Below are 26,155 nucleotides of genomic sequence, written 5' to 3'. Positions count from 1 at the left end.
CTCACCTTGTGGGAGAGGGGCGGGGAGGGTCAACGACCAACGGGTTCGCCGCGCGCGGCGATTGTGGACGGTGTGTCCACCGACCGGGGCCGTGTGAGCGTCATGGCAGCGGCGTGGCGGGCGGGAACCGCCGGTCAGGTGGGGGCGGCGATGGCCGCGAGGGCGTCCAGGGTGCGCTCGGCGTCCGCGCCCGAGGCCCGCAGCACGATCTCGTCGCCGCGCCGGATGTTGAGACCGAGCAGGGACAGGACGCTGCGGGCCGGCACGGGGCGCGCGGCGGCTCCCGCGTCGGCCCTGGCGACCGTCACCTCGGCCGCGGCACGCGCCGCGGCCTGCGCGAAGGCGGCCGCCGGGCGGGCGTGCAGCCCGGCGTCCCCGGTCACCACCAGACGGCGTTCCAGGGTGGGCACGGCGGATCCTCCCCGAGGAGCGGCGGGACGGTCGGACGTTCCGGTCATGCGGGCACTCCCGTCGGCTCGGCGGTTCCGGTCATGCGGGCGCCCCCGTCAGCAGGGCGGTGAGCCGCCGGACGAGGAGCTCTTCCTCCTCGGCGGTCAGGGCGCGCGGGTCGACGGCGAGCCGCCCCTCCGCCGCGTGGTGGCCGCGCAGGAAGACCGGCGGGGTGCCGGCCGCCAGCTCGGCCGCGAGCGTCTCCGCGTCCCGGCCCGCGCCTTCGGGGTCGACGGTCAGCAGGGCGCGGTGGATGTGCCGCCCGGCCTCGTCCCGTACGACGTCGGCACGGATGCCCGGCAGGGTGCCGAGCCGCGCGGCGAGCCCCGTCATACGGGCATGCTGCTCCGCCGCGGTCCCGGCCGCTTCCGCGTGGTCGCGGGTGCCGTACGCGCGGACGGCCTGGACCAGGCCCGCCACCGTCTCCTTGCCGACCTTCATCGGCCGCCCGATGCCCGCGTACTGGGCCCGGCAGGCGGCGATCAGGTCGGCGCGGCCGCAGACGAAGCCGGAGGTGGGGCCGCCGAGGGCCTTGCCGCCGCTGTAGATCACCAGGTCGGCGCCGGTCGCGGGCCAGGCCCGCAGATCCTCCTCGGCAGCCGCGTCCACGATGACGGGGATGCCGTGCGCGCGCCCGGTGGCGACGGTCTCGGCGAGGGTGACGGTGCCCGTCCGCACGGCGTGGTGCGACTGTACGTAGAGCAGCGCCGCCGTACGAGGGCCGATGGCCGCCTCCAGATGGGCGCGCCGGACCTTGTTGACGGCGCCCGCTTCGACCGCCCGGCCGCCGCCCAGGGCGATCATCTGGACCAGGGGCGCGCCGAAGTGGACCGCGTGGCCCTTCGGCAGGATCACCTCGTTCGGCCGGTCGCCGGGGTCGGGGAGCCGTTCGATGCGGGCCAGGTCCGTGCCGGCCACGAGCCCCGCCACGGCGAGGGCGATGCCGGCGGCGGCGCCGGTGGTCGGGCAGGCGTCCTCCGTCCCGGCCGCTTCGGCCAGTTCGCGCCCGGCCGCGGTCAGCAGGTCGTCCATGACCACGTGGCCGCGGGCCGCTTCGGCCATGGCGGCGAGTGTCGCGTCGGACGGCCGGCTGCCGCCGAGCGCTGTCATCTTCCCGTTGGCGTTGACGGCGGGCGTCAGGCCCAGCGAGGCATAAAAGGCGTTGTCCGCCATGTTTCGGCTCCTCGTGCTCATGTGCCGGTGAGGGGGAAGAAGAACCCGGCCACCATCGCGCCGAGGATGGCGCCGCCGGTCAGCGGCTTCTTCCACCAGTAGAAGAGGGCGGCGCCCGCGGTCGAGCCGAGGCCGACCGGGAGGGAGGCGGTGGCGGCGGCGATGATGACGAGGGGGCCGAGGTAGCGGCCTGCGGAGTTGCCCGCGCCCATCATGACGTCGGCCCCGAAGGTGGAGGTGCCGCCCGTGGAGTTGACCGTGGCGCGGCGGATCGCGAGGATCACGCAGCCGATGAGGCCGCCGCAGAGCGCGCCCGTGGGGACCGCCAGCCAGAAGTGCTCCAGTGGTGCGGTGACCCCGGCGGCCAGCAGCATCGCGGGGATGCCGATGCCGACGCCGGTCTGGAGCGAGCCGCCGATGTCGAGGATGCCGACCATCGGGCCCTCGATGACGCGGGCGAAGAGGAAACCCGCGCCGAAGGCGGCGGCCGCGCCGTAACTGCCGTTCTCCATGCCCGCCTTGAGCATGGCGGTGACGGCGACGTCGCTGAAGGTGCCGGTGCGGTAGACGTAGTACAGATGCGTGCCAGCGAAGATCCCGGCGGCCAGCAGCGCGACGAACACGGGGAAGGACCACTCGGCCAGCCAGAACCGTTCCTCGGCGGTCCGGCCCGCCCCTTCCGCACTGATGTCTGTGCTCACGTGCTCCTCCTCACGGCGCGGGTTCGGTGCCGGTCACCGCGTGCAGATGGCTCAGCCACCCGGGTGCGGACACCTTCATCTGGGCGAGCAGTTGCAGGTCGACGCCGCGCAGGAAGGCGCTGGCGGCCAAGAGCAGGACGACGGCGCCGGCCAGGACGCGGGACACCCGGGTCCAGCCGAGGTCGTCCACGGCCTTGCCGACGACGATGCCGAGCACGATGCCCGGTACGGCGTTGCCCATGACGACGTGTGCGAGGCCGCCGAGGACCGTGCCCAAGCCGCCGGTGCGGCGGCCCGCGTCGACGGCGGCCATCCAGAAGACGATCGGCATCACGGGGTTGATCAGCCACTCCGACGCGGGCCCCAGCACGTCCGCCGCGACCTTCTGCAGCGAGGACGGGATGGAGGCCGCCGTGGTGTTCAGTACGGAGACCAGCACGATGCCCACACCGGCGCCGAAGAAGGCCATCCGGCGGGGATTGTGCAGGGTCTCGGCGAGGTTGCGGTTCCTGGCCATGGAGAGCGCGGCGGCCCAGTGCGGGACGATGCGGTGGTCCACGTCGGAGGTGAGTGCCCCGGTGCCGACCGCGCTGGCCCAGGCGTTGAAGAAGAAGCCGAGGCCGAAGGAGAAGTGGGCCACGGGGTCGTTCTCGCAGGCGTTCAGCTCGCCGAGGGTGCGGAAGGCGCCCATGCCCTGGACCTTGGGCGCGTGGAACATCCGGGCCACGCCCGCGGAGGCGCCGAAGCCGATCAGCGCCCCGATGACGGCGGACTCCAGCAGGATCGTCAGTGTCTGCGGCACGGCGCGCTCACCTCATCCGCAGCGCGTGCTGGAGCGGGGAGAGCCGCTCCTCCCGGACGGCGAAGTCCAGCGCCGCCAGGTCCAGCGCGCCCGCCCGTACGGTCACCCGCAACTCCAGGTCGTAGCGGCGCCGCTGCCGCGCGAAGAGCACTCCGAGGAACCGTTCGGTCCAGCGGTGCTCGACGGCCGAGACGACGTCCAGGGCGAGCGGTTCGACGCGGTAGCAGACGCCCGGGGCCGCCTCCCCGACCCGCTTCCGCACCTCGCCCATCGCGGCCGCGAAGGCCCGCTCGCGGGTGGGTCCCGAGCCGGCCACCCGCACCGTCAGCCGGGAGTCCGTCATTCCTCCTCCCCCAGCTTCTTCAGCAGCGCTTCGGTCACCGCGAAGCCCAGTTCCTCGGTGTCCAGGAAGCCGAAGCCGAGCACGGTGCGGCCCTGCTGGACGGCGGTCACCCCGGCCTGCGCCGACCGCATGCCGAATTCGATGTCGTGGCCGTACTTCGCCTTCGCGGTGACCGCGCCGGCCCCGCCACTGCCGCAGAAGGAGATGCCCAGGACGGCGCCTTCCGCGGCCATCACGTCCCCGACCTTCATGTCGGCGCCGGGCCCCGGGATGAGGACGGGCTCGGCGCCGGCCTTGCGGACGCCCTCGGCGACGGCCTGGCCCTTGCCGAGCCGGTGTCCGATGACGATCTTCACTGCCATGGCGGTCTCCTCGGTGTCGGAGTGTTCGGGTGCGCGCCGTGCGGCCTCGAAGTGCAGGGCGAAGAGCGCGGCTTCGGTGTCGTCGGCGGCCCGGCCGCGCGGCTCGCAGTACGCGGCGACCAGTACGCGCGCCGCGTTCAGGCCCGCCGCCGGTATCTCGGCGTGCACCTCGGGGCCCAGGGGGTCCAGGCGTTCGCCGTCGCGGACCCGGCGGAGGAAGGCGAGGGCGTGCACGGTGACGGCGAGCCGGCGGTCACCCTCCAGGCGCAGCCCGGCATCCCGCGCGTGCCGGCCGACCAGCGGCAGCAGCTCGGCGAGTTCGGCGCGGTCCTGGCCGGTCAGCGGGCGGGCAGTGCCGGCGACGGCCGCCGCCAGCCGCTCGATGTCGGGCGCTTCGTGGGAGGTCGGGGTCATACGGCCGCCTTCGGGGTGGGGGCGAGGGGGTGGACGGTGCCCGCCCGTACGGCCGCGCGGGGCACGAGACACCGCGGCGCCTCGCGTACGGCGCCGGCCGCGTCGGTCAGCCGTACGCGCTCCTCCTCGCGCAGTTCCAGCAGGCCGAGGTCGGCGACGGCGCCGGGGCGCAGGGTGCCGAGGCCGTCCGCGAGGCCGAGCACGTCGGCGGCGTGTGCGGTGGCGCAGGCGAGCACGTCGGTCAGCGGCAGGCCGAGGGCGAGCAGCTTGCCGAGGGTGGTGGCCAGGGAGTGGACGGGGCCGCCGACGTTGCGGCGATGCAGGTCCGTGCTGATCGTGTACGGGCGGAGGCCCGCGTCCAGGGCACGTTCGGCGGTGGCGAAGGAGAAGCTGGCGCTGCCGTGCCCCACGTCGAACCGCACGCCTCGCTCGTATGCCGCGCGGGCCTGCGGGACCGGTGCCGTGCCGCCGCCGAACAGGCCGCCCGGCTTGCCGTGGAAGGCGTGGGTGACGACGTCGCCGGGGCCCAGTTCGTCGAGCACGTCGCCGAGTGCGGGCGGCGCGTTGCCGACGTGCACCATGACGGGCACCCGGCCGCGCTCGGGCGCTGCCGTGGCGGCCAGCCGCTTGGCGGCGCGGAGCGGTGCCAGGCCGCTGTCGCCCAGTACGGACGCGCTCATGCGGACCTTGATGCCGCGGATGGCGGCGCGCTCCCGTACGAGCAGTGCGGCAGTGGCGTCGACATCGATGTCGGCCGGGCCGCCGGCCAGTTCACGCGTCCCGTGCACCAGGCCGTGCCGGGAGATGTTGAGCCAGCTCAGGACGCGGGTGCGGGCGGGCGCGAGGACCCGCGCGGCGAAGTCGTCCCAGTGGTCGCTGCCGCAGCTGCCGGCGTCCGCGACGGTGGTGACGCCCTGGCGGACGCCCACCTCGTCGGCGTCCACGCCGAGTCCGGTGCGACCGCCGTAGACATGGGTGTGGAGGTCGATGAGGCCGGGCGTGACGAGGAGACCGGTGGCGTCGTATGTCCGCTCGGCCCGCGGGTCCCGCAGGCTGCCCGGCGGTCCGGTGCGGACGATCCGGCCGCCGCGGATGGCGAGTTCGCCCGGTGCGAGGGTGCCGCGTTCGGGGTCGGCCAGCAGGCCGCCGCGGACGACGAGGTCGAATCGGTACGGGTCGGGAGGGTGCATGGCGGACCGCCTTTCCCGGTGAGCCGGACGGCGGGGTGGAACCGCCGCGGGATGTCGGTCCGTTCCGTAGAATGGATTAGCATTCCGTAGAACGGACCGCGCATGCACGGCAAAGTAGCTGCACGCAGCACGGAGGGTCAATGGATCAGGCGAAGTCGGTGCCCGCGAAACCGCTGAGCTCCGCGGCGAAGACGCTGCGCGTCCTGCGCGCGCTCGCCGGGCTCGAAACGCCCCGCAAACTGAGCGGGATCGCCGACCGGGCCGGCGTCCCGAAGGCCACCACGCACCGCCTGCTGGCCACGCTGATCGAGGAGGGGTACGCGCGCGCCGACGGCGACGGCCGGTACGGCATCGGCCCCGAACTCCGCGCCCTGGCCTCCGAAGTGCTGCCCGAGGACGCGACGGGCATCGAGGCGGTACTGCGCGCGCTCCAGCAGCGGCTGGGGCAGACCGTGCACCTCGCGGCGCTCAGCGGCGGCTCGGCGACGTACACGCACAAGGTGGACCCCGGGCACGCGTACCGCATCGCCACCGAGGTCGGCATGGCGCTCCCGCTGCACGCCAGCGCCGCCGGGAAGGTACTGCTGGCGCATCTCCCGGCGGACGAGGCGGCCGCGCTGCTGGACCGTGCGGGCCTGCCCGCCCGGACGCCCCGCACGATCACCGACCGGGACCGGCTGGCGGCGGAGCTGGCGACGGTACGGGAGCGGGGCTTCGCGACGGAGTACGAGGAGGCCGACGGCGCAGTGTGCTCGGTGGCCGCACCCGTACTGGACGGCGAGGGCTACCCGATGGGCGCGGTGTCGGTGTCCGCGCTGGCCTTCCTGGTGACGGAGGATCAGCTGCAGGAGTTCGCGCCGGCGGTGTGTCAAGCGGCGGCAGAGGTGTCCCGGCGGCTGTGAGCGCCGGGACACCTCTGTGAACGAGTAGCCGTGGTGGCGGTCAGTTCCCGGCCCGCGTGCGGTCCCCGCGCAGCGACGCCGAGATGTCCTCCAGGCTGCGGCCCTTGGTCTCGGGGAGCTTGCGGTGGAGGTAGGCGACGCCGAGGAGGCCGAAGGCGGCGTAGAGCCAGAACAGGCCGGTGGGGGTGAGGGCCTGGATGGTGGTCAGCACGGTGAGCGAGATGGCGAAGTCCAGGCCCCAGTGGGTGACGTTGCCGAAGGAGGACGCCTTGCCGCGTGCCGCGGTGGGGAAGATCTCGCTGTTGATCAGCCAGATCGCCAGGCCCAGGCTGGGCGCGAACGCGCCGATGTAGAGGCAGAGTCCGGCGACCAGCAGGCCGCTGTGCGCGGGCTGTCCGTCGCCGGCGAGGTAGAGCGCGCCGAGCAGGACCAGGGCGAGGACGACGACGGCGGTGCCGCCGAGGAGCAGCGGGCGGCGGCCGACCCGGTCGACCAGGAGCAGCGCGACGCCGGTGAGGACCATGTTGACCAGGCCGATGCCGAGCGAGGAGAGGATCGCGGCGGAGCTGGCGAAGCCGGCCTGCTGGAGCATGGTGGGGGCGTAGTAGATGACGGCGTTGACGCCGACGAGCTGGTTCGTCGCGGCGACGACCACGCCGAGCAGCACGGCAGGCCGCATGGCGGGGCGCAGCAGGTCCCGGTAGCCGATCTTCGACTCCTGGGCCGCCAGCGTCTCGATCTCACGGATCTCGCGCTCGGCCTCCTCGTCGGTGCGCGTACGCCGCAGGACCGCGCGCGCCTCGTCGGGGCGGCCGTGGGTGAGCAGCCAGCGCGGGCTCTCCGAGAGCCGCGCCACGCCGACGAGCATGAGCAGGGACGGTACGGCGCCGAGGCCGAGCATCCAGCGCCAGCCCTGCGCCACGTCGTCGAAGGCGTAGCCGACGAGGTAGGAGACGAAGATGCCGACGGTGATCATCAGCTGGTTGAGCGAGACCAGCTTGCCGCGGCTCTCCTTGGGCGCGATCTCGGCGATGTACGCGGGGACGGCGAGCGAGGCGGTGCCGATGGCGAGGCCGAGGACGAAGCGGGCGCCGGTCAGCACGCCGACACCCGGCGCCACGGCGCAGCCGAAGGCGCCCACGGTGAAGATGCCGGCGGCGGTGAGCAGTGTGCGGCGGCGGCCCGCCGCGTCGGTGACCGCGCCGCTGACCAGTACGCCGACGATCGCACCGAGCAGCAGGGACGCCACGGTGATCTGCTGCATGCCGGCGCTGAGGTGGAATTCGGGCGTGATGTGGAGCAGCGCCGAGGAGATGATCCCGGTGTCGTACCCGAAGAGGAAGCCGCCGAGCGCGGCGACGGCGGAGGCGCCGAGGACCGCTGCGCGGCCGCGCGTGCGCGGCGGTGCGCCCGGATCGGGCGAAAGGACGGTGTCGGTGCGGGACAAGACAGCTCTCCTTCAGGTGGGCTGACGCGCGGTCAGCTGGTACCGGTGCGCCCCACGCGCCGGGCCGGTCGTCCGGCGGCCCGGTGCGTGCGGTTGCTCCCGCCGCCGTCCGTCGGCGGGACGGGCGGCGGGAGCCGGTGCCGCGTCACGGCAGCCGGAGGGGGCGGTCACGGAACTCCGGCACGCGACGCCGGGTGCCGGAGTTCCGGTCGGGAGTGACCGCCGGTACGGCATCGTGACCTGTCGAGCGATTTCGCGCAAGCGTTTGCGCAAGCGCTTTTCCCGAGCCCGGCCTCACGTACGATCGCGGGGACGCACAGACCGCTGAGGAGGCACGCATGGCGACCATGGCCGACGTGGCACGTCGGGCCGGTGTCTCGGTCTCGACCGTGTCCCACGTGATCAACAAGACCCGGTTCGTGAAGGAGGAGACCCGGGACCAGGTGCACGCCGCCATGCGCGACACCGGCTACATCCCGAACACCATCGCCCGCTCGCTGGTGACCTCCAGCACCAAGACGCTCGGGCTCGCGGTCTCGGCCGTCACCAACTTCCACTTCGCCGACATGGTCTCGTCCATCGACGCCACGGCCCGCGCCGCCGGCTACACCCTGCTGATAGCCGACACCCACGACGACCCGGCCGAGGAGCTGCGGGTCGTGCAGAACCTCCACCAGCGCCGCGTCGACGGCCTGCTGCTGGCCACCGCGGCCGGCGCCCGCGGTGCCGCGCTGCGCTACCTCAAGGACACCGGCCTGCCCACCGTCCTGATCGACCGCTGCGCCTCCGCCGCCTTCGACCAGATCGGCACCGCGAACGTGGAGTCCACGGCCCGGCTGGTCGACCACCTCGCCGACCTCGGCCACACCCGCATCGGCATGGTGGCCGGGCGGCGGGGGATCCGCACCAGCACGGAACGGGTGCGCGGCTGGCAGCGCGGCATGCGGCGGCAGGGCCTGGACCCGGCCAAGGAACTGGTCGTCCCCGGGCACAGCCACGCGTACATGGCCGAGCAGGTCACCGAGAAGCTGCTGCGCGGCAAGGACGCGCCGACCGCGCTGGTGGTCGGCAACAACCACATGACGCTCGGCGTGCTGCGCGCGCTGTCCCGGCTGGGCCTCAAGGCGCCGCAGGACGTCGCCCTGAGCGTCTTCGACGACTTCGAGTGGGCCGATCTGCTCCAGCCGCAGCTGACCGCCATCGCGCAGCCGGTGGAGGAGATCGGCGCCCGGTCCGTACGGATGCTGATCGACCGGCTCGCGGACCCGGACGGCGCGAAGCGGACCGTGCTGCTGGAACCGACGCTGGTGCACCGCACGTCCTGCGGCTGCCCCGCCGAGCCGGTGCGCTGACCGCCCCTCTGGACACGGCCGGTCCGGCCTCCTACAGTCTGCGGCGGACCGCACCCGGGTGTCGCCGGGCAACGTCCCGCGGTGCGGCCGCCATTCGTCGGCAGCGGCCGCCGCGCGATCGACCGCTCAGCCGTCCGGTTCGTCGGGAGCCGAGGACGCGGGCCACCTCCCTGGTACGGCCCACCTTCCCTGGTAGCAGCCCGCATTGCGCTGCCCGACTGGAGGCACCTCATGCCCGACACCCCGCACCGCCCCGTGAGCCGGCGGAACGTTCTGACGGCCGCCCTCGCCCTGGCCGGCACCGGCGCCCTGACCACCTGGTCCACCGCACCGGCCACGGCGGCCGGACTCCGCGCGTACAACGAGCCCCACCGCCCGCAGGTGCACTTCTCCCCCGCCCGGAACTGGATGAACGACCCCAACGGGCTCCTACACCACGACGGCACGTACCACCTCTTCTTCCAGTACAACCCGGCCGGGAACACCTGGGGCAACATGTCCTGGGGCCATGCCACCAGCCCCGACCTCGTGCACTGGGAGGAGCGGCCGGTCGCCCTCGCGCACGACGACGAGGAGATGGTCTTCTCCGGCAGTGCGGTCTTCGACCGGAACAACACCAGCGGCCTGGGCAGCGCGACCGCTCCCCCGCTGGTCGCCGTCTACACCAGCATGGTCAAGGCGACCGGGCGGCAGCGCCAGTCGCTCGCCTTCAGCACGGACGGCGGCGACACCTGGACCCGGTACGCGGGCAACCCCGTGCTGGACATCGGCTCGAACGACTTCCGCGACCCCAAGGTCTTCTGGCACGCGCCAACCGGCCGCTGGGTGATGGCCGTGGCGATGGCCGCCGAGCACCGCATCCGCTTCTACGCCTCGCCCGACCTCAAGACCTGGACGCACCTGAGCGACTTCGGGCCGAGCGGGGCGACCGGCGGCGTGTGGGAGTGCCCGGACCTGTTCGAGCTGCCCGTGGCCGGCGCCCCGGGACGCCGCAGGTGGGTACTGATCGTCAACCTCAACCCCGGTGGCCCGGCGGGCGGTTCGGCAGGGCAGTACTTCACCGGCGACTTCGACGGGACCACCTTCACCGCCGATCCGCAGGACGCGCCGCGCTGGCTGGACCACGGCGCCGACGCGTACGCGGGCGTCACCTACAACGACGCGCCGGACGGCCGCCGCGTCCTGGTCTCCTGGATGAACAACTGGCTGTACGGCGAGAAGATCCCCACCGACCCGTGGCGGAGCGCGATGGGCTTCCCCCGGGAGCTGGGGCTGCGGGCCGCGGCGGACGGCGCGGCCGTCCTCGTGCAGCAGCCGGTCGCCGAGCTGGCCGCGCTGCGCAGGCGCCCCGCCCTGCGGATCACGGGGCGCCGGATCGCCGCGGGCACCGCCCGGCTGCTGCGGGACGCGGCGCTGACGTACGAGATCGAGGCGGAGCTGCGGCCGGACGGGGCGCGGCGCTGCGGCCTGGAGGTGCGGACCGGCGGCGGGCAGCGCACCCGCATCGGCTACGACACCGCCGGCGGCGAGCTGTACGTGGACCGCACCGCCTCCGGCGACGTCGGGTTCTCGGCGGACTTTCCGGCCGTGCACCGTGCACCGCTGGCGCTCACGGACGGCGTGCTGAAGCTGCGGGTGCTCGTGGACCGCTCCTCGGTGGAGGTCTTCGCGGACGGCGGCGCGGTCTGCCTGACCGACCAGATCTTCCCCGGTCCGGACGCCACGGGGCTGGGCACCTTCGCCGAGGAGGGCGGGGTGCGGGTCGAGCGGCTGACGGTGTGGCCGCTGCGGTCGGCCTGGTGACGTAGCCCCTCGACGTGACGCGGTCCCCGCGACGACCGGCGCGGGGTCCGCGTCAGGCGGCGCGGCGCCGTACGATCCACGGCACCGCGCCGATCAGCACACCGCCGCCGGCCATGCCGATGCCGAGCGTCCTGCCCTGCTGGACCAGCTCGGCGTCGGCGCTGCTCGCCGCCGGGCCGGTGCTGTCGGTGCCGACCGCGGCGAAGCCGCCGTACCGGTCGTCACCGGCGCTGACGGCCGTCCGGTCGGCCGGGCCGGCCGCGCTCTGGTTCTGTCCGTAGATGACGAGGCCCCACAGAGCGAGGACGGCGCCGATGAGGCTGACGATCAAGCGGCTTCCGGTCATGCGCGACTCCCCCGTTGGACGTGCGTGCCTCAGAGACCGCCGAGGTCCCGAAAAGGTTGCCTACCGGTCGGTATCACGCCGATGAACAGGCCGGCCAGCGCGGCGGCGACGCCGGTGCCGACCACGGCGGGCCAGCCGCCGGCCGCCCAGGCCAGTGTGCCGGCCAGCGAGCCGAGGGCGATGCCCAGGAAGCGCAGGGTGAAATAGACCGTGTTCAGCCGGCTGTGGGCGGCGGGGTCGAGGGTGAACAGGACGGTCTGGCAGACGGCCTGGCCGCCCCAGACGCCGACGTCGAGCACGACGACGCCCACGATCAGCGGGACGAGCGCCGTGCCGCCCGGCAGCATGATCAGCCAGCCCGCCACGACCAGGCCGGTGAGGAGGGCGAGCGCGCCGCGGCGCCCCAGGCGCTCGGCCGCCCGCCCGGCGTACGGCGAGGCGAGGGCGCTGACCGCGGCCACCAGCCCGAACAGCCCGGTGGCGGTCGCGCCGAGCCCGTACTGGTGCGCCAGCAGGAACGTCAGCGTCGTCCAGAAGGCGCCGAACGCGATGCCGACCAGGGCTCCGGAGAGGACGACCCGCCACACCAGCGGGTGCCGGACGAGCCGCGGAAGGGAGACGAGCGAGGCCCGGTACGGGGTGGTGGCGGCGACCGGGGCGGCGGGCAGGGTCCGGCGGAGCACGGCCATGAGCGCCAGGGTCAGCACCGCGGAGCAGAGGTACACGGCGCGCCATCCGGCGAGGTCGGCGAGGGCGCCGGCGTAGGCGCGGGAGGCCAGTACGCCGACCAGCAGGCCGCCCTGGACGGTGCCGACGATCCGGCCGCTGCCCCCTCCGCCGGGCGCCCCGGACAGCGCGACGGCGAGCGGCGCGACCAGTTGCGGGACCGGGGAGAGCACGCCCAGGGCGAAGCCCGCCACGGTCAGCCACCACACCGAGGGGGCGAGCGCGCAGGCGAGGAGGGCCACCGCCGAGGCGGTGCCCAGGCCGAGGATCAGGCGGCGCCGGTCGCGGCCGTCGCCGGCCGGGACGATCAGCAGGATGCCGGCCGCGTACCCCAGCTGGGTGGCGGTCGGCACGGCCCCGAGGGCGTCGGGTGCCACGTGCATCGAGGCGGCCACGGAGCCGAGCAGGGGCTGGCCGAGATAGACGTTGGCGGCCGTCACGGCGCTGGTGGCGGCCAGCAGGAGGGTCGGGGTGCGGGCCTGCTCGCGGCCCGGCGCTGCGGTCAGTGGTGCGTTCACGTACGTCGACGCTAGGACGCCCGCCGGTGGCATACTTTCGCTGTCCCGCCATCACCTGTCGAGATTGCGCCATGTACGGCAAGAGCGAGAACCGCGACGACTACCAGCACGTGCCGAGGCCCCTGGCCGCCATGGCGCGCGATCTGCCCGACGGGCACCACATCCCCGCGCACCGGCACGTCCGCGCGCAGCTGATCTACGGCACGTCCGGAGCCATCACGGTCACCACCGCGCACGGCGCGTGGGTGGTGCCCGCCACCCGGGGCGTCTGGCTGCCGCCCGGCCTCACCCATGCGATGACCTGTGCGGGACCGGTCGCCATGCGCACCCTCTACATCGAGCGGCGGGCGGCCCTGCGCCTGCCCGACGTGCCCACCGTCGTCTCGGTCTCCCCACTGCTGCGGGAGCTCATCGACGAGGCGACCCGGCTGCCGGTGCTGTACGACCGCGCGGGCCGGGACGGGAAGCTCATGGATCTGCTGCTGCTCGAACTCACCCCGCACCCGGTCCCGGCGCTGCACCTCCCGGCGCCGTCCGACCCGCAGCTGGCCGAGGTGTGCGCGGCGATCCAGCGGCGTCCCGGCGAGCGGTGGACGGCCTCGGAGGCCGCGGCCGCCGCGCACTTGAGTACGCGCAGCCTGCACCGCCGGTTCGCCGCCGCGACCGGCATGGGCCTCGCCCGCTGGGTGCAGCAGGCCCGGCTCGTGCACGCGGTCACCCTGCTCGCCCGGGGTACGCCGGTCACCACCGTCGCCGGCGCCGTCGGGTACGCCACGCCCAGCGCCTTCACCGCGATGTTCCACCGTGCCCTCGGGACGACGCCCACCGCCTACTTCGCCGGCACGCAGGCCCCGTCGGCCGAGCTGTCCTGAGCCGGACTCCGCCCCCGCCGACCGGTTGTAGGGTCGAGGGCGCCGCCGTCGCGGAAGCGCAGGTGGCAGCGGAGCGGACGCCAATGGAGAGGGAGGGTGCCGTGATCGGCATCTCGGACATCGAGGCAGCGGCCGGCCTGATCGGCGAACACGTCGTGCGGACCCCGACGGTGCCGAGTCCGGGCCTCTCCGCGCTGCTCGGCGCGCCGGTGACCACCAAGCTCGAACTGCTGCAGCGGACCGGCTCCTTCAAGGCGCGCGGCGCGACGGCGAAACTGCTCTCGCTGAGCGAGGCGGACCGCGCGGCGGGCGTGGTGGCGGTCAGCGGCGGCAACCACGGGATCGGGCTCGCGGTGATGGCCGGGGTGCTGGGGCTGAAGGCGACGGTGGTGATGCCGCGGTCCGCGCCCGCCAGGGCCGTGGACATCGCGACGACCGCCGGCGCTTCGGTGCAGCTGACCGATGACATGGACGGCGCGTTCAAGCTGGTGCAGGAGTTGGAGGCGGAGGGCCTGACGCTGGTGCACCCCTTCGACGACCCGGTCGTGGTGGCCGCGCAGGGCACGGTCGGGAAGGAGTTCGCCGAGGACGCCGGGGAGTTGACCGACGTGCTGGTCAGCATCGGGGGCGGCGGGCTGATCTCGGGCGTCGCTGCGGCGCTGCACGCGCTCCGGCCCGGCGTGCGGGTCTGGGGCGTGGAGACGGAAGGCGCGCAGGCCATGTCCGAGGCGCTGGCCGCCGGGGGCCCGGTGCCGGTGCGGCTGTCCTCGATCGTCTCCACGCTGAGCGCCCCGGCGGCCTCGCAGCTGACGTACGAGCACGCGGCGGCGCTGGTGCACGAGGTGCTGGTGGTGCCGGACCGGGAGGCCGTGCGGGGCGTACTCGACCTGGCGGAGCACGCGAAGGTCTGGGCCGAGCCGGCCGCCGGCTGCCTGCTCCCGGCGGCCCGCCGGGTGATCGAGCGGGTCGGCGACGACGCCCGGATCGGCCTGGTGCTGTGCGGCGGCAACGCCTCGCCCGGGGACATCATGCGCTGGGCGGCGGAGTTCGGCCTGCCGGCCTGAGGAGCACGGACGCGGGCGTACCGCTGCGGGTCGGCCGGAGTCCGGCGGGCCCGCAGCGGTACGCCCGCGGTGACGCAGCGTCAGTTCACGGCTGGAGCAGCGTCTTGACCATGCCGTCCTTCTTGGCCTGGAAGGTGGCGTAGGCCCGGGGGCCTTCCTCCAGCGGCAGCCGGTGGGTGGCAAAGTCCTCGACGCCGAGGACGTCCGCGTCGTCCAGCAGCGGCAGGATGTCGTCCACCCAGCGGCGGACGTTCGCCTGGCCCATGCGGATCTGGATCTGCTTGTCGAACATGGTCAGCAGCGGCAGCGGGTCGACGTTGCCGCCGTAGACGCCCGAGATGGAGAGGGTGCCGCCGCGCCGGACCGCATCGATCGCCAGGTTCAGGGCGGCCAGCGGGTCCACCCCGACGCGCTCGGTGACCTTCTGGGCGACCGCGCTCGGCAGCAGTCCCACGGCCTGCTGGGCCAGCTTCGCGCCCGGCGTGCCGTGCGCCTCCATGCCGACGGCCTCGACGACGGCGTCGGTGCCCCGGCCGTCGGTCAGCCGGCGGATCTCGTCGGCGGTGTCCTTGCCGTACTCGGTGAGGTCCAGGGTGTGCACGCCGCGGGCCCGCGCCCGCGCGAGGCGCTCGGGCACCAGGTCGACGCCGATGACCTGCGACGCGCCCCGGTGGAGCGCGATCCGCGCCGCCATGTCACCGATGGGGCCGAGGCCGAGGACCGTAAGGGTGCCGCCGGCCGGGATGTCCGCGTACTCCACCGCCTGCCAGGCGGTGGGCAGTACGTCGGAGAGATAGACGAACCGGTCGTCCGGGGGGCCGTGCGGCACGTTGATCGGCAGCCGGTCGCCGAACGGCACCCGCAGGAACTCCGCCTGGCCGCCGGGCACCTGGCCGTACATCTTGGTGTAGCCGAAGAGCGAGGCGCCCTTGCCGCGCTCCCGGACCTGCGTGGTCTCGCACTGCGAGTGCAGGCCCTTGGAGCACATCCAGCAGGTGCCGCAGGAGACGTTGAAGGGCACCACGACCCGGTCCCCCGCCTTGAGCCGGGTGACCTCGGGGCCGACCTCCTCGACGATGCCCATGGGCTCGTGGCCGAGGATGTCACCCGGTTCCAGGAAGGGGCCGAGCAGTTCGTACAGATGCAGGTCCGAGCCGCAGATGCCGGTGGAGGTGATCTTCACCAGCACGTCGGTCGGATCCTGGATCTTCGGGTCGGGCACGGTGTCGATCCGTACGTCCCGCTTCCCGTGCCAGGTGAGGGCGCGCATCGCTGCCTCCCGCTCGCGGAGAGCCGTGGGTCAGGTGAGGGGTCGGCTCAGGACCGGTGGTCCTGGGCGGTGAATTCCTTGACGAGGGCGCCGTTGAAGGCACTCAGGTCGTCCGGCTTGCGGCTGGTGATCAGGGTGTTCGAGCCGCCGGTGCACACCTTGACCTGCTCGTCGACCCAGACGCCGCCCGCGTTGCGGATGTCGGTCCGCAGGCTGGGCCAGGAGGTGAGGGTACGGCCGCGCACCACGTCGGCCTCGACCAGCGTCCAGGGGGCGTGGCAGATCGCGGCGACGGGCTTGCCCGCGTCGAAGAAGCCCTTGACGAAGGCCACGGCCTTCTTGTCCATGCGCAGGAAATCGGGGTTGGCGACACCGCCGGGCAGCACGAGGCCGCCGTAGTCCTCGACCCGAGCGTCGGCGACGGCGGAGTCGACGTCGAAGGTGTCGGCCTTGTCGAGGTGGTGGAAGCCCTGGATCGTCCCGGACTTCGTGGAGACCAGCCGCGGTTCGTGACCGGCGTCCTGCACTGCCTGCCAGGGCTCCGTCAGCTCGACCTGCTCGACGCCTTCGGGGGCCACCAGGAATGCCACCTGCATGGTGTTCACGTCCTCACGCATCATCGGAAACAAGTGGGCGTTATGAGCGCCTTGTCCAGAGTTCCACGCTCACGGTGGATCATGCGTGCCGGCTGATTCCGCACACGCCTCCGGGCTGCCCGGCCCACGTACCGCCGGGCGGCGGCGACCCGCTGTCGCAGTACCCGCGGCTGCCGGGCGCACGCACGCCCGATGAGGACGCCTGCCGCCCGGCGGTCACGGTCCGACCTCCCCGGTCGCCCGGGGCCGTGCACCGGGAGCGCCGCGGTGCGGGAGCGTGCCCGGCGCCCGCACCTTGCGCCGCAGCCGGGAGCGGCCGATCGGCGCGCCGCCGGCTTCGGTGATCCGCGGCATGGGGGCGACCCCGCGGTCGTGCCACAGCGCCGCCTCCACCACCTCGTCCACGCCGATCCGCAGCAACAGCGGGTCGGGCTCGGTGCCGTACGGGTCGCCGGGCGGGCCCGGGTGCCACAGGGCGGTGTGCCGGTCGCCGGGCGGCGGCCCCGACAGGCGCGGCGGGACGGGGCCGAAGAGGGTGACCGAGGGCGTGCCGTGCGCGGTGGCGAGGTGGGCGGTTCCGGTGTCGCCGCCGACGAGCACGGCGGCCCGCGCGACGAGCGCGGACAGTTCACCGAACGGCAGCCCGCCGGCGAGGACTTCGCCCGGCCCGAGCCCCGCGGCCGCCGCCACGGTCAGGGCCAGGTCCTCCTCCCCCGGCCCGCCGAGCACCACCACCCGCCGTCCGGCGGCCCGCAGCCGCTCGGCGACCGCACCGAAGCGGTGGGCCGGCCAGCGGCGGGCCCCGGCGTCGGCCCCGGGGTGGATCACCACGGCGCCCGGCGCGGGCGAGGGGTCCGCCGGTACCGGGAGCCGGTAGTCCTCGGGGTCGGCGGCGATGCCGTACGCGGCGAGGAGGCTGCACCAGCGGGTGCGCTCGTGCTCGCCGCGCTCCCAGACGCCGAGCGCCGCGGCGGGCGAGTCCCGCGCCGCGTACGCGATGAGCCGCCCGGGGTGCAGCTCCGCGAGTACGTCCGCGCTGTCCGGGCCGTTGCCGTGCAGGTCGATGGCGACGTCGGGGGCCGCGCCGGGCCAGTGCCGCAGCGCGGGGACGCCGCGGCCCGGCGCCTGCGCGGCGAGCACCGCGTCCACCGCGCCGGTGGCCAGCGCCGCGTCGGTCAGCGCCGGCGGCGCGGCCAGCACGACGGCGTGGTGGGGGAAGTGCCGGCGGACGCCGCGCAGTGCGGGTACGCCGGTGAGCAGGTCGCCCAGGCCCAGCGCGCGCAGCACCAGCAGGCGGGGCCGGGGCGAGCAGGGTCCGGTGGGTTCGGCTGCGGCGGTCATGTCACACCATCCTGTCGAAGCGTACGAGGCGTGCCACGGGGGACATCACCGGTCCCACCCCCAGGTCTCGGCGACGACGGGCACGGTCTCGGGGCCGGGGCCGAGCAGCCCCCGTACGGCCGTGAGCACGTCGGGTGCGGTGCAGGACGCCGCCGCGACCTCTTCGGAGCGGGTGACGGCGTTGGGGACGAGGACGGCGCGGGCCCCGGCGGCCTGCGCCGCCAGCACGTCGGCCCCGATGTCACCGATGACCACGCACTTCTCGGCCGGTACGGCGAGCCGGCGGGCCGCCTCGATCACCAGCCCCGGCTTCGGTTTGCGGCAGTGGCAGCCGGCGTCGGTGCGGTGCGGGCAGTACACCCAGGTACCGAACCCGCCGAGCGCGTCGTCCACCCGGGCGTTGACCAGCCGCACCTGCTGTTCGGTCAGCAGGCCGCGGCCCACGCCCGACCGGTTGCTGACGACGGCGGTGGGGATGCCGGCGTCGCGCAGCAGCCGGAGCGCCTCGGGCACGCCGGGCAGCACGCGGACCAGCCGCGGGTCACCGTTGTGGGGCACGTCCTCGATGAGCGTGCCGTCACGGTCGAAGAGCACGGCGGCGGGCCGCTCGTGCCGCCCGGCGGGACGGCCGCCCGCGCGGGGCGCGCCGTCGTGAACGGATTCGGTCATGCGGCACCTCGCCAGGACGTCGTACGGCGGTGGGCCGGCTCGCCGCGCAACAGGTGGGCGACGGCGAACGGCGGGACGAGCACGCGGGTGGACAGCATCACTGGGTGTCACCTCTCGGCACCCTCACGTATCTCGTACCGTTCTACCGGCGACGGCCCGGGTGCGCCTGCCGAGTACGCCGCCGAGGCCCCCGATCCACCCTGCCGACCGGGTGACCCGCCCGGCTGAACTGCGTGGACCCCGCACGTCCCACCGGCCATGATTACGTTCCGCGATTCCGGTAACCCGAGGGACAGGAACAGTCCACCCATACAAGGAGGAATCGTGCTCAGCGCCATCGCCGACGTTCTGCGGGCCATCGGCAGCACCCTCGCCGCCGTGGTGACGCTCCCCTTCCGCGCACTCGCCCGCCTCTTCGGCGGCGCCTCGCGAGGCGCGCACTAGTCCCCACGCGGCCCCCACGCGAACCGACCTGCACGAGGAGCCCTGCGTATGACGGGTGACCAGCGGAAGACCGCGCAGGCCCTGCTGAGGACGCACGCGCAGACGTACGCGGCGGAGGCGGGCATCACGCTCCGCGACACCCCACAGCCGCTGTACCAGCTGCTCGTCCTGTCCTGCCTGCTCAGCGCCCGCATCCGGGCCTCGGTGGCGGTCTCAGCGGCCCACGAGCTGTTCGAGGCCGGCATGCGGGACGCCCGGAGCATGCGGGACGCCACCTGGCAGCAGCGGGTGGACGCCCTGGGACGGGGCGGCTACCGCCGCTACGACGAGCGCACCGCCACCCAGCTCGGGGACGGAGCGCAACTGCTGCTGGACCACTACAAGGGAGATCTGCGGAAGCTCCGCGAGGAGGCCGGCGGCGACGTCGGCCGGCTGCGGGCCCTGCTCCAGAAGGTGCCGGGGCTCGGCCCGGCCGGCGCCGGCATCTTCCTGCGCGAGGCCCAGGCCGTCTGGCCGGACCTCACCCCGTACATCGACGGCAAGGCCCTGCAGGGCGCGGAGCGGCTGGGGCTCCCCAAGGACCCCGAAGCGCTGGCGCGGCTGGTGTCCGCCGACGACACCGCCGCCTTCGCCGCCGCCCTGGTACGCGCCGCGCTGGAGAAGGACGTCGTGGAGGACGTGGCGGCGGAAAGCTCCTGAACCCTCGGCCCACCGAACCCGGGTCCGTTGAGTCCGGCCGCAGCGCCGCCGGGCTCAGCGGGCCTGCTGGAACGTGCTCCGGTACGCCCCCGGCGAGACGCCGATGGCGGCGTGCAGGTGCTGACGCAGCGACGCACCCGTGGCGAAGCCCACCTGCCCCGCGATCCGGTCCACCGGGAGGTCGCTGGTCTCCAGAAGGCGACGGGCGCGCAGCACCCGCTGCTGGGTGAGCCAGCGGCCGGGACTGACGCCGGTCTCCTCCCGGAACCGGCGGGCGAAGGTGCGCAGACTCATCCGGGCGTGGCCGGCGAGATCGGCCAGGGTCAGCGGCCGGTGGAGGTTCTCCAGGGCCCAGCTCTGCGTGGCGGCCGTGCCGGTCGCGGTGGGCCGGGGCACCGGCTCCTCGATGTACTGCGCCTGACCGCCATCGCGGAAGGGCGGCACCACGCAGCGCCGCGCCACGTGGTTGGCGAGCTCGCTGCCGTGGTCGTTGCGCAGGATGTGCAGGCAGGCGTCGAGGCCGGACGCGGCGCCGGCCGAGGTCAGCACGTCACCGTCGTCGACGAAGAGCACATCGGGGTCGAGCGCGACCCGCGGAAACCACCGCCGGAAGAGGTCCGCGAGCTCCCAGTGCGTGGTGGCGGCGCGGCCGTCGAGCAGCCCGGCGGCGGCCAGCACGAAGGCGCCGGTGCAGATGGAGACGGTACGGGTACCGGGCCGGACCCTCGCGAGCGCGGCGGCCACCGGCTCCGTGAGCCGCTCGGTGACCCGGGACGGCACGATGGAGGGGACCACCACGGTGTCGGCCGTGGCCAGGATCTCCGGGCCGTGTTCGGAGGCGATCGTGATGCCGGACTCGCCGTGGACCGGACGGCCGTCGGGGGTGCAGGTCAGCACTTCGTAGCGGCCGTCCGCCGCACCGAAGATGCGGCTGGGGATGCCGAGTTCGAAGGGGAAGACCCCGTCGAGGGCCAGGATCACGACTCGATGCGCGGACATGGCACGATCCTAGCGGTTGTTGGCATTCATGCCATTGTCCCGCTCTCCCCGCCTCGCGAGGCTGGGGGCATGAACGAATTCACCATGCGAGCCATCAGCCAGGACGTGCACGGCGGTCCCGAGGTGCTGAAGGAGACCGAGCTCCCGCGGCCGGAGCCCGGTCCGGGCCAGGTCCTCATCGCCGTCCACGCGGCCGGCGTCAACCCCACCGACTGGAAGCACCGCGCGGGCGGGCGGTTCGTCCACCGGCTGCCCCTGGTCCTCGGCTGGGACGTCTCCGGGGTCGTGACGGCGGTCGGCTTCGGCGTCACCCTGTTCGAGCCCGGCGACGAGGTCTTCGGCATGGTGCCCTACCCGCACGGCGTCGGCACCCACGCCGAGTACGTCACCGGGCCCGCGCGGGCGTTCGTCCGCAAGCCCGCCGGCCTCGACCACGTCCGGGCCGGCGCCCTGCCGCTGGCCGCACTCACCGCCTATCAGGCGCTCGTCGACACCGCCGGCGTCCGGCCGGGGCAGCGCGTACTGATCCACGCGGCCGCGGGCGGGGTGGGCCACCTCGCCGTGCAGATCGCCAAGGCGCGCGGCGCGTATGTGATCGGCACGGCGAGCGCGGGCAAGCACGAATTCCTGCGCGGGCTGGGCGCCGACGAGCTGATCGACTACCGCGGTACGGACTTCACCGAGGCCGCCGGCGAGGTCGACGTCGTGCTGGACACCCTCGCCGGCGAGACCCTCACCCGGTCCCTCGGCGTCCTGCGCAAGGGCGGCACCCTCGTGTCGATCCTGAGTGGCGGCACCCCTGAGGACGCCGCGAAGGCGGCGGAACTCGGGGTCGGCCTGAAGGCGATGATGGTCGAGGCCGACCACGCGAGCATGCGGGCGATCGCCGGCCTCGTCGAGGAGGGCGCGCTGCGGGTCCACGTCGACCGGACCTTCCCGCTCGCGGACGCCGCCGCGGCGCACACGGCCGGCGAGACCGGGCGCACGACCGGAAAGCTGGTCCTCACCGTCCGATGACGCGCACCGTCCGGTGGCGCTCGACGGAGGCGCCACCGGGCCCCGGCCGGCACCCTGCAGCGGATCCCTTGCGCCCCAAGGGATCCGCCGAGCGGGTGCGGATTCCCGCAGCGGACGGTGAGCCGGTGGCACACGGGTACTCGCCCACCGCACGACGTTGCGTTTGCGCGATATGTGACGGTTCCGCAGGGTGGGGTGCACGGGGACAGGAACGGGCACCCGTTCCGCACCGGCCGGGAGCACACACCGGAGAACGCACCGGCGCGATCCCGCGGAACGGCAGTCCAGGAGAGGAGAGCGGCCATGTCCGACGAGGCGATGGGTGACGAGGTCTACCAGCCCCCGGCCGGCGAGGGGCCGGCCGAGCCCGACGACCTCGACATGCAGGACGCCCTCGACGAACCGGACGCCGACGAGCAGCTGGACCAGGGATACTCCCCGCCCGAGAAGCCCCTCGGGGTGAACAAGAAGGGCACCACGGCGAACGAGCAGCGCGAGGGCGAGAGCCTGGACGAGCGGCTCGCCGAGGAGGTGCCGGACGTGACCGCGCCCGACGGCGACGGCATCGGTGACGCACTGGACACGGACGGCGAACCGATCGACGACCAGGTCGGCGAGGACCGCGCCGGACGGATCGTCGGCGGCGACCAGGGCTTCCCGGACCGCGGCCGCAACGCCAACGACGTCGTCGCCCGGGACGTGGGCATCGACGGCGGCGCGGCGGGCGCCGAGGAGGCCGCGGTGCATGTCGTGGACGACGAGAACGTGACCGACGACCAGTCCCCGCCGCTGCGCTGACAGGGTAGAAAGGGGTCATGACCGAGGGCGCCGGGCAGGCACACGACGACGTGGACGCGGTGACACGAGCGGTGCTCACCGCGTCCCAAGTGCTGGTGGCCGTCTCGGCGCGCTCGCTGGCCGCCATCGGGGAGACCGTCACGCTGCCGCAGTTCCGGCTGCTGGCCGTGCTGTCCGCGCACGGGGGCGCCAAGCTGGTGACCGTCGCGGAGCTGCTGGGGGTCAATCCCTCCACCGCGCTGCGGATGGTCGACCGGCTGATCGCGGCCGGTTTCGTGCGCCGCGAGGTCAATCCCCGCAGCCGCCGAGAAACGATTCTGCAGCTGACCGAAGCGGGCGGGCACATCGTCGAGGAGGTCACCGCGCGGCGGCACGCCGAGATCGCGGAGATCGTCGGGCGGATGCCGGCCGCGCACCGCGCCGAACTGGTGTCGGCGCTGACCGCCTTCGCCACCGCGGCCGGCGAGCCCGCGCCCCCGGCCGCCGGCCCCGACCCGTTCCCCCCGGGCTGGACCGCCCCGGGCGCCCCCTGACGCACGGCCCGGCCCCGGAGTTGTACCGCCCGGCCCGCCAAGCCCCGGCGCCCGCCGGGAAGCGGGGGCACCCCGTAAGGATGATCCGGGGGTTTACCCGATGGTCCGGCCCCGGCAGCTCACCGTAGGCTCGGCGGATCGCGGCCCCGGACCTGAGAGGGCGCCGCAACGGCCTTTCCACCAGGGGGATCCATGCGTCAGCGGCCGCGCCGCCTCATCATGCTCACCGTGGCCGCCGGGGCCGGCGCGCTCGCGCTCGCCGCGTGCGACGCCGTGCCTGGGCGGACGTTCGAGGACGACGCCGAGGTGTCGCAGAAGATCACGGCGGTACGGCTGGACTCCCGCGCGGGCGCCGTCGAACTGCACGGCGCGAAGGGCACCACACGGGTGTCCGTGCACCGCGAGGTCAGCTACCGGGGCGACCGGCCGCGCGGCGCGAGCCACCGTGTCGAGGACGGCGTCCTGGTGCTGCGCGGCTGCGGCGAGCGCTGCTCGGTGACGTACACCGTCGACCTGCCGGCCGGTCTGCCGGTCACCGGCGGCACGTCGGCCGGCGCGATCCGCCTCGAACGGGTCGGGAGGGTCGGTGTCAGCACCGACTCCGGCGCTGTCGAGCTGACCGGCGTCAGCGGCTCCGTCGACGTACGGACCAGCAACGGCCGGATCCATGGACGCGGCCTGGCAGGCGGGCCGATCACGGCGCGGACGACCAACGGCGAGATCGACCTGGCGCCGGAACGGCCGCAGGACGTACGGGCGGAGACCTCCAACGGCGCCATCACGCTCACCGTGCCGGCCGCGCGGTACGACGTGTCCGCGCGGACCAGCAATGGCGACAAGCGCATCGGGGTGTCCGACGACCCGGACGGCCGGTACCGGCTCGACCTGACGACGAGCAATGGATCGATCACGGTCGACCGCTCGTAGCGCGGCGCGCGGCTCCGGCCCGGGGAGGACGGCAGGTCAGCGGCCGAGCGCCTTGGCCAGCTCGCCCTTGTTCATCGAGGAACGGCCGTCGATGTTCTTCTTCCTGGCCTCGGCGTAGAGCTGGTCCTTGGTCGGTCCCTGCGGGCCCATGCGGTTGCCCGACCGCTCGCCGCCGCGCTGCGGTGCGGACTTGCGGTCCCGGGTGGAGGTCCTGCTCGCGGTCTTCGACTCACCGGTGCGGGCCCGCTCCTTGTTGACCGTGCGCGCGGCGATCTCCTTCGCCCGGCCGGTGGAGGTGCCGCGCTTCTGGGCGCCCTCCTTGATGTGCTCGTACTGTCGCTCGCGCTTCTTGCTGGAGCCCTGCGGCATGTCATGTCTCCTCGTGGTCGGCCTCGGCCCGCCGGGAGGGCGGGCCCGCGGCACGTCCCACTCCACCTCTCACCTCCGCGGTCCGCGAGAGGAGCTGGGCCGTTCGGGCCCGCCGTCGGCACCGGCGCCGCGCCGGCGGAAGGTCTCAACTTCCCCTTCCCGCTGGCGTTCCGCCGGCGCCGTCGTGCGGCCGCCGGGCGGTCTCACTCGTTCCGGCCGCCCTCGGTGCCCGGCCGGTCCTCGCGGTGCCGCTTGCCGGGCAGCATCTCCTGCACCTTGGCCTTGAGGCCCTGCTTGATCACGTCGGCGCGGTCGCTGTCGCCCTTGAGGACGGCGGTCGCGGCGGCCTCGATCTGGTCGAAGCTCGCGTGCGGCGGGATCGGCGGGACGGCCGGGTCGGTACGGAAGTCGATGACGAACGGGCGGTCGGCGGAGAGGGCCTGGCGCCACGCCGACTCCACGTCTCCGGGCTTCTCGACGCGGACGCCGCCGAGCCCGATGGAGCGTGCGAAGTCGGCGTACGGCACGTCCGGGATGTGCTGCGAGGGCTCGAACTGCGGGGCGCCGGACATCGCGCGCATCTCCCAGGTGACCTGGTTGAGGTCCTGGTTGTTCAGCACGGCGACGATGAGCCGCGGGTCGGACCACCGGTGCCAGTACTTGGCCGCGGTGATCAGCTCGGCCATGCCGTTCATCTGCATCGCGCCGTCGCCGACGAGGGCCAGCGCGGGCCGCCCGGGGTGGGCGAACTTGGCGCCGATGACGTAGGGCACGCCGGGGCCCATGGTGGCCAGGGTGCCGGACAGCGAGCCGCGCATGGCGCCGCGCATCCGCAGGTGGCGCGCGTACCAGTTGGCGGCGGAGCCGGAGTCGGCGGCGAGGATCACGTCGTTGGGCAGCAGCTGGTCCAGCGCGTGCACGACGTACTCGGGATTGACCGGGTCCGCGTCCACGGCGGCGCGCCGCTGCATGACCTCCCACCAGCGCTTGGTGTTCTTCTCGATCTTCTTGCGCCAGTCGCCGTGCTTCTTCCGCTTCAGCTGCGGCAGCAGCGCCCGCAGGGTCTCCTTGGCATCGCCCACGAGGTTGACCTCGAAGGGGTAGCGCAGGCCGACCATGTGCGGGTCGATGTCGATCTGGACGGCGCGTGCCTGGTCCAGCTCGGGCATGAACTGGGTGTAGGGGAAGCTGGAGCCGATGACGACGAGGGTGTCGCACTCCATCATCAGCTCGTAGGAGGGCCGGGTGCCGAGCAGGCCGATGGCGCCCGTGACGTACGGCAGGTCGTCCGGCAGCGCGTCCTTGCCCAGCAGCGCCTTGGCGACGCCGGCACCGGTGACGTCGGCCAGCTCCTCGACCTCGGCGCGGGCGCCGCGCGCGCCCTGCCCGATGAGGATCGCGACCTTCTCGCCCGCGTTGATGACCTCGGCGGCTTCGGCGATCGCGGGCTTCGCGGGCAGCGGCGCGTAGTCGGCCATGCCCAGGCTGGAGGGCACCATCTTGAACGCGTGCTTCGGCGGGGTGTAGTCCAGCTCCTGCACGTCGGCGGGGACGATGACCGCGGTGACGGTACGCCGGGCGATGGCGGTGCGCATGGCCCGGTCGATGACGTTGGGCAGCTGCTCGGGGACGGTCACCGTCTCGCAGAAGTCGGAGGCGACGTCCTTGTACAGGCTCGCGAGGTCGACCTCCTGCTGATAGGAACCGCCCATGGCGCTGCGGTTGGTCTGGCCGACGAGGGCGACGACGGGCACGTGGTCGAGCTTGGCGTCGTAGAGGCCGTTCAGCAGGTGGATGGCACCGGGCCCGGAGGTCGCGGCGCAGACGCCGACCCGGCCGGAGAACTTGGCGTACCCCACGGCCTCGAACGCCGCCATCTCCTCGTGCCGCGCCTGGACGAACTCCGGCTTGTTGTCGGCCCTCCCCCAGGCGGCCAGCAGCCCGTTGATCCCGTCACCCGCGTAGCTGAAGACGTGGTCGACGTCCCACTCGCGCAGCCGCTGCAGGATGTAGTCGGACACCTTGATC

At 74.0% G+C, this 26,155-nt stretch carries 28 protein-coding genes; 11 read left to right on the top strand and 17 right to left on the bottom strand.

All coding sequences use genetic code 11. The annotated features are described in order from the left end of the window. Positions 1 to 134: 134 nt before the first annotated feature. The 7 genes from ACZ6WH_RS01505 to ACZ6WH_RS01475 all read right to left on the bottom strand — a co-directional run bounded on the left by ACZ6WH_RS01505 (position 135) and on the right by ACZ6WH_RS01475 (position 5,435). Positions 135 to 410 carry an HPr family phosphocarrier protein gene (locus tag ACZ6WH_RS01505; protein ID WP_469725149.1) on the bottom strand — a complete coding sequence of 92 codons (276 nt, stop codon included), beginning with the start codon at positions 408 to 410 and terminating at the stop codon, positions 135 to 137. 79 nt (positions 411 to 489) lie between these two features. Continuing rightward, the gene (locus ACZ6WH_RS01500) at positions 490 to 1,623 is read right to left on the bottom strand and encodes a DgaE family pyridoxal phosphate-dependent ammonia lyase (RefSeq protein WP_469725148.1); all 1,134 of its coding nucleotides are present in this window, start codon (positions 1,621 to 1,623) and stop codon (positions 490 to 492) included. Positions 1,624 to 1,640: 17 nt separating this feature from the next. Further along, positions 1,641 to 2,324 (bottom strand): DUF4310 family protein, encoded by a 684-nt coding sequence (locus tag ACZ6WH_RS01495; protein WP_469725147.1) that lies wholly within the window; start codon positions 2,322 to 2,324, stop codon positions 1,641 to 1,643. Positions 2,325 to 2,334: 10 nt separating this feature from the next. After that, positions 2,335 to 3,126 carry a DUF4311 domain-containing protein gene (locus ACZ6WH_RS01490; protein ID WP_469725146.1) on the bottom strand — a complete coding sequence of 264 codons (792 nt, stop codon included), beginning with the start codon at positions 3,124 to 3,126 and terminating at the stop codon, positions 2,335 to 2,337. Between the two features lie 7 nt (positions 3,127 to 3,133). Continuing rightward, complete coding sequence (locus ACZ6WH_RS01485) at positions 3,134 to 3,469, bottom strand: DUF4312 family protein (protein ID WP_469725144.1); 336 nt, start codon at positions 3,467 to 3,469, stop codon at positions 3,134 to 3,136. Continuing rightward, positions 3,466 to 4,245, bottom strand: coding sequence for an SFCGS family glycine-rich protein (locus tag ACZ6WH_RS01480; protein ID WP_469725143.1), 780 nt, complete (start codon positions 4,243 to 4,245; stop codon positions 3,466 to 3,468). Before ACZ6WH_RS01480 ends, ACZ6WH_RS01485 begins: the two co-directional genes overlap by 4 nt. Next, a complete protein-coding gene (locus ACZ6WH_RS01475; RefSeq protein ID WP_469725141.1) occupies positions 4,242 to 5,435 on the bottom strand; it encodes an amidohydrolase/deacetylase family metallohydrolase in 1,194 nt (397 codons plus the stop codon). Before ACZ6WH_RS01475 ends, ACZ6WH_RS01480 begins: the two co-directional genes overlap by 4 nt. A gap of 140 nt (positions 5,436 to 5,575) precedes the next feature. Here ACZ6WH_RS01475 and ACZ6WH_RS01470 point away from each other — a divergent pair, with 140 nt between their 5' ends. Then, entirely contained in the window at positions 5,576 to 6,337 is a 762-nt protein-coding gene (locus ACZ6WH_RS01470) for an IclR family transcriptional regulator (protein WP_469725140.1), read from the top strand. 40 nt (positions 6,338 to 6,377) lie between these two features. Here ACZ6WH_RS01470 and ACZ6WH_RS01465 read toward each other — a convergent pair whose 3' ends face one another. Continuing rightward, positions 6,378 to 7,784 (bottom strand): sugar porter family MFS transporter, encoded by a 1,407-nt coding sequence (locus tag ACZ6WH_RS01465; RefSeq protein WP_469725138.1) that lies wholly within the window; start codon positions 7,782 to 7,784, stop codon positions 6,378 to 6,380. Between the two features lie 338 nt (positions 7,785 to 8,122). On the opposite strand from ACZ6WH_RS01465, the gene ACZ6WH_RS01460 reads away from it, so the two are divergent. Together ACZ6WH_RS01460 and ACZ6WH_RS01455 are read left to right on the top strand one after the other, a co-directional pair. Beyond that, entirely contained in the window at positions 8,123 to 9,136 is a 1,014-nt protein-coding gene (locus ACZ6WH_RS01460; protein WP_469725136.1) for a LacI family DNA-binding transcriptional regulator, read from the top strand. Positions 9,137 to 9,367: 231 nt separating this feature from the next. Continuing rightward, entirely contained in the window at positions 9,368 to 10,939 is a 1,572-nt protein-coding gene (locus ACZ6WH_RS01455) for a glycoside hydrolase family 32 protein (protein WP_469725135.1), read from the top strand. 52 nt (positions 10,940 to 10,991) lie between these two features. Here ACZ6WH_RS01455 and ACZ6WH_RS01450 read toward each other — a convergent pair whose 3' ends face one another. Both ACZ6WH_RS01450 and ACZ6WH_RS01445 read right to left on the bottom strand, forming a co-directional pair. Next, complete coding sequence (locus ACZ6WH_RS01450; protein ID WP_469725134.1) at positions 10,992 to 11,285, bottom strand: hypothetical protein; 294 nt, start codon at positions 11,283 to 11,285, stop codon at positions 10,992 to 10,994. A gap of 29 nt (positions 11,286 to 11,314) precedes the next feature. Further along, on the bottom strand, positions 11,315 to 12,529 hold the full coding sequence (locus tag ACZ6WH_RS01445) for an MFS transporter (RefSeq protein ID WP_469725132.1): 1,215 nt from the start codon (positions 12,527 to 12,529) through the stop codon (positions 11,315 to 11,317). Between the two features lie 71 nt (positions 12,530 to 12,600). Between ACZ6WH_RS01445 and ACZ6WH_RS01440 the strand changes: the two genes are divergently transcribed. Both ACZ6WH_RS01440 and ACZ6WH_RS01435 read left to right on the top strand, forming a co-directional pair. Further along, positions 12,601 to 13,401, top strand: coding sequence for an AraC family transcriptional regulator (locus ACZ6WH_RS01440; protein ID WP_469725130.1), 801 nt, complete (start codon positions 12,601 to 12,603; stop codon positions 13,399 to 13,401). 101 nt (positions 13,402 to 13,502) lie between these two features. Beyond that, positions 13,503 to 14,465: a threonine/serine dehydratase gene (locus ACZ6WH_RS01435; protein ID WP_469725128.1), complete on the top strand. Its 963-nt coding sequence runs from the start codon at positions 13,503 to 13,505 to the stop codon at positions 14,463 to 14,465. A gap of 85 nt (positions 14,466 to 14,550) precedes the next feature. Here ACZ6WH_RS01435 and ACZ6WH_RS01430 read toward each other — a convergent pair whose 3' ends face one another. From ACZ6WH_RS01430 to ACZ6WH_RS01415, 4 genes are all read right to left on the bottom strand, one after another. Continuing rightward, entirely contained in the window at positions 14,551 to 15,735 is a 1,185-nt protein-coding gene (locus ACZ6WH_RS01430) for a zinc-dependent alcohol dehydrogenase (protein ID WP_469725126.1), read from the bottom strand. 47 nt (positions 15,736 to 15,782) lie between these two features. Continuing rightward, positions 15,783 to 16,331, bottom strand: coding sequence for a type 1 glutamine amidotransferase domain-containing protein (locus tag ACZ6WH_RS01425; RefSeq protein WP_469725124.1), 549 nt, complete (start codon positions 16,329 to 16,331; stop codon positions 15,783 to 15,785). A gap of 216 nt (positions 16,332 to 16,547) precedes the next feature. After that, a complete protein-coding gene (locus tag ACZ6WH_RS01420; protein ID WP_469725122.1) occupies positions 16,548 to 17,672 on the bottom strand; it encodes a glycosyltransferase family 9 protein in 1,125 nt (374 codons plus the stop codon). A 45-nt stretch (positions 17,673 to 17,717) separates the two neighbouring features. Continuing rightward, entirely contained in the window at positions 17,718 to 18,341 is a 624-nt protein-coding gene (locus ACZ6WH_RS01415; protein ID WP_469725120.1) for a D-glycero-alpha-D-manno-heptose-1,7-bisphosphate 7-phosphatase, read from the bottom strand. Positions 18,342 to 18,665: 324 nt separating this feature from the next. Between ACZ6WH_RS01415 and ACZ6WH_RS01410 the strand changes: the two genes are divergently transcribed. Together ACZ6WH_RS01410 and ACZ6WH_RS01405 are read left to right on the top strand one after the other, a co-directional pair. Then, on the top strand, positions 18,666 to 18,785 hold the full coding sequence (locus ACZ6WH_RS01410; protein ID WP_432850571.1) for an LPFR motif small protein: 120 nt from the start codon (positions 18,666 to 18,668) through the stop codon (positions 18,783 to 18,785). A gap of 48 nt (positions 18,786 to 18,833) precedes the next feature. Beyond that, positions 18,834 to 19,484 carry an HhH-GDP family DNA glycosylase gene (locus tag ACZ6WH_RS01405; RefSeq protein WP_469725118.1) on the top strand — a complete coding sequence of 217 codons (651 nt, stop codon included), beginning with the start codon at positions 18,834 to 18,836 and terminating at the stop codon, positions 19,482 to 19,484. Positions 19,485 to 19,538: 54 nt separating this feature from the next. On the opposite strand, the gene ACZ6WH_RS01400 is transcribed toward ACZ6WH_RS01405, so the two are convergent. Next, complete coding sequence (locus ACZ6WH_RS01400) at positions 19,539 to 20,483, bottom strand: GlxA family transcriptional regulator (RefSeq protein WP_469725116.1); 945 nt, start codon at positions 20,481 to 20,483, stop codon at positions 19,539 to 19,541. An 84-nt stretch (positions 20,484 to 20,567) separates the two neighbouring features. Between ACZ6WH_RS01400 and ACZ6WH_RS01395 the strand changes: the two genes are divergently transcribed. From ACZ6WH_RS01395 to ACZ6WH_RS01380, 4 genes are all read left to right on the top strand, one after another. Continuing rightward, entirely contained in the window at positions 20,568 to 21,500 is a 933-nt protein-coding gene (locus ACZ6WH_RS01395; RefSeq protein ID WP_469726209.1) for an NADP-dependent oxidoreductase, read from the top strand. A 303-nt stretch (positions 21,501 to 21,803) separates the two neighbouring features. Next, on the top strand, positions 21,804 to 22,298 hold the full coding sequence (locus ACZ6WH_RS01390; RefSeq protein ID WP_469725115.1) for a DUF5709 domain-containing protein: 495 nt from the start codon (positions 21,804 to 21,806) through the stop codon (positions 22,296 to 22,298). 17 nt (positions 22,299 to 22,315) lie between these two features. Continuing rightward, positions 22,316 to 22,831: a MarR family winged helix-turn-helix transcriptional regulator gene (locus tag ACZ6WH_RS01385; RefSeq protein ID WP_469725114.1), complete on the top strand. Its 516-nt coding sequence runs from the start codon at positions 22,316 to 22,318 to the stop codon at positions 22,829 to 22,831. A gap of 192 nt (positions 22,832 to 23,023) precedes the next feature. Beyond that, a complete protein-coding gene (locus ACZ6WH_RS01380; protein ID WP_469725113.1) occupies positions 23,024 to 23,758 on the top strand; it encodes a DUF4097 family beta strand repeat-containing protein in 735 nt (244 codons plus the stop codon). A 36-nt stretch (positions 23,759 to 23,794) separates the two neighbouring features. Here the strand turns inward: ACZ6WH_RS01380 and ACZ6WH_RS01375 are convergent, their stop codons facing one another. Together ACZ6WH_RS01375 and ACZ6WH_RS01370 are read right to left on the bottom strand one after the other, a co-directional pair. Then, the gene (locus ACZ6WH_RS01375) at positions 23,795 to 24,127 is read right to left on the bottom strand and encodes a plasmid stabilization protein (protein ID WP_469725112.1); all 333 of its coding nucleotides are present in this window, start codon (positions 24,125 to 24,127) and stop codon (positions 23,795 to 23,797) included. A 203-nt stretch (positions 24,128 to 24,330) separates the two neighbouring features. Further along, the gene (locus tag ACZ6WH_RS01370; RefSeq protein ID WP_469726207.1) at positions 24,331 to 26,154 is read right to left on the bottom strand and encodes a thiamine pyrophosphate-requiring protein; all 1,824 of its coding nucleotides are present in this window, start codon (positions 26,152 to 26,154) and stop codon (positions 24,331 to 24,333) included. Position 26,155 lies beyond the last annotated feature (1 nt).

The organism is Streptomyces sp. NPDC050806, from assembly GCF_055586425.1.
This window is presented reverse-complemented; position numbering and strand designations above follow the sequence as displayed.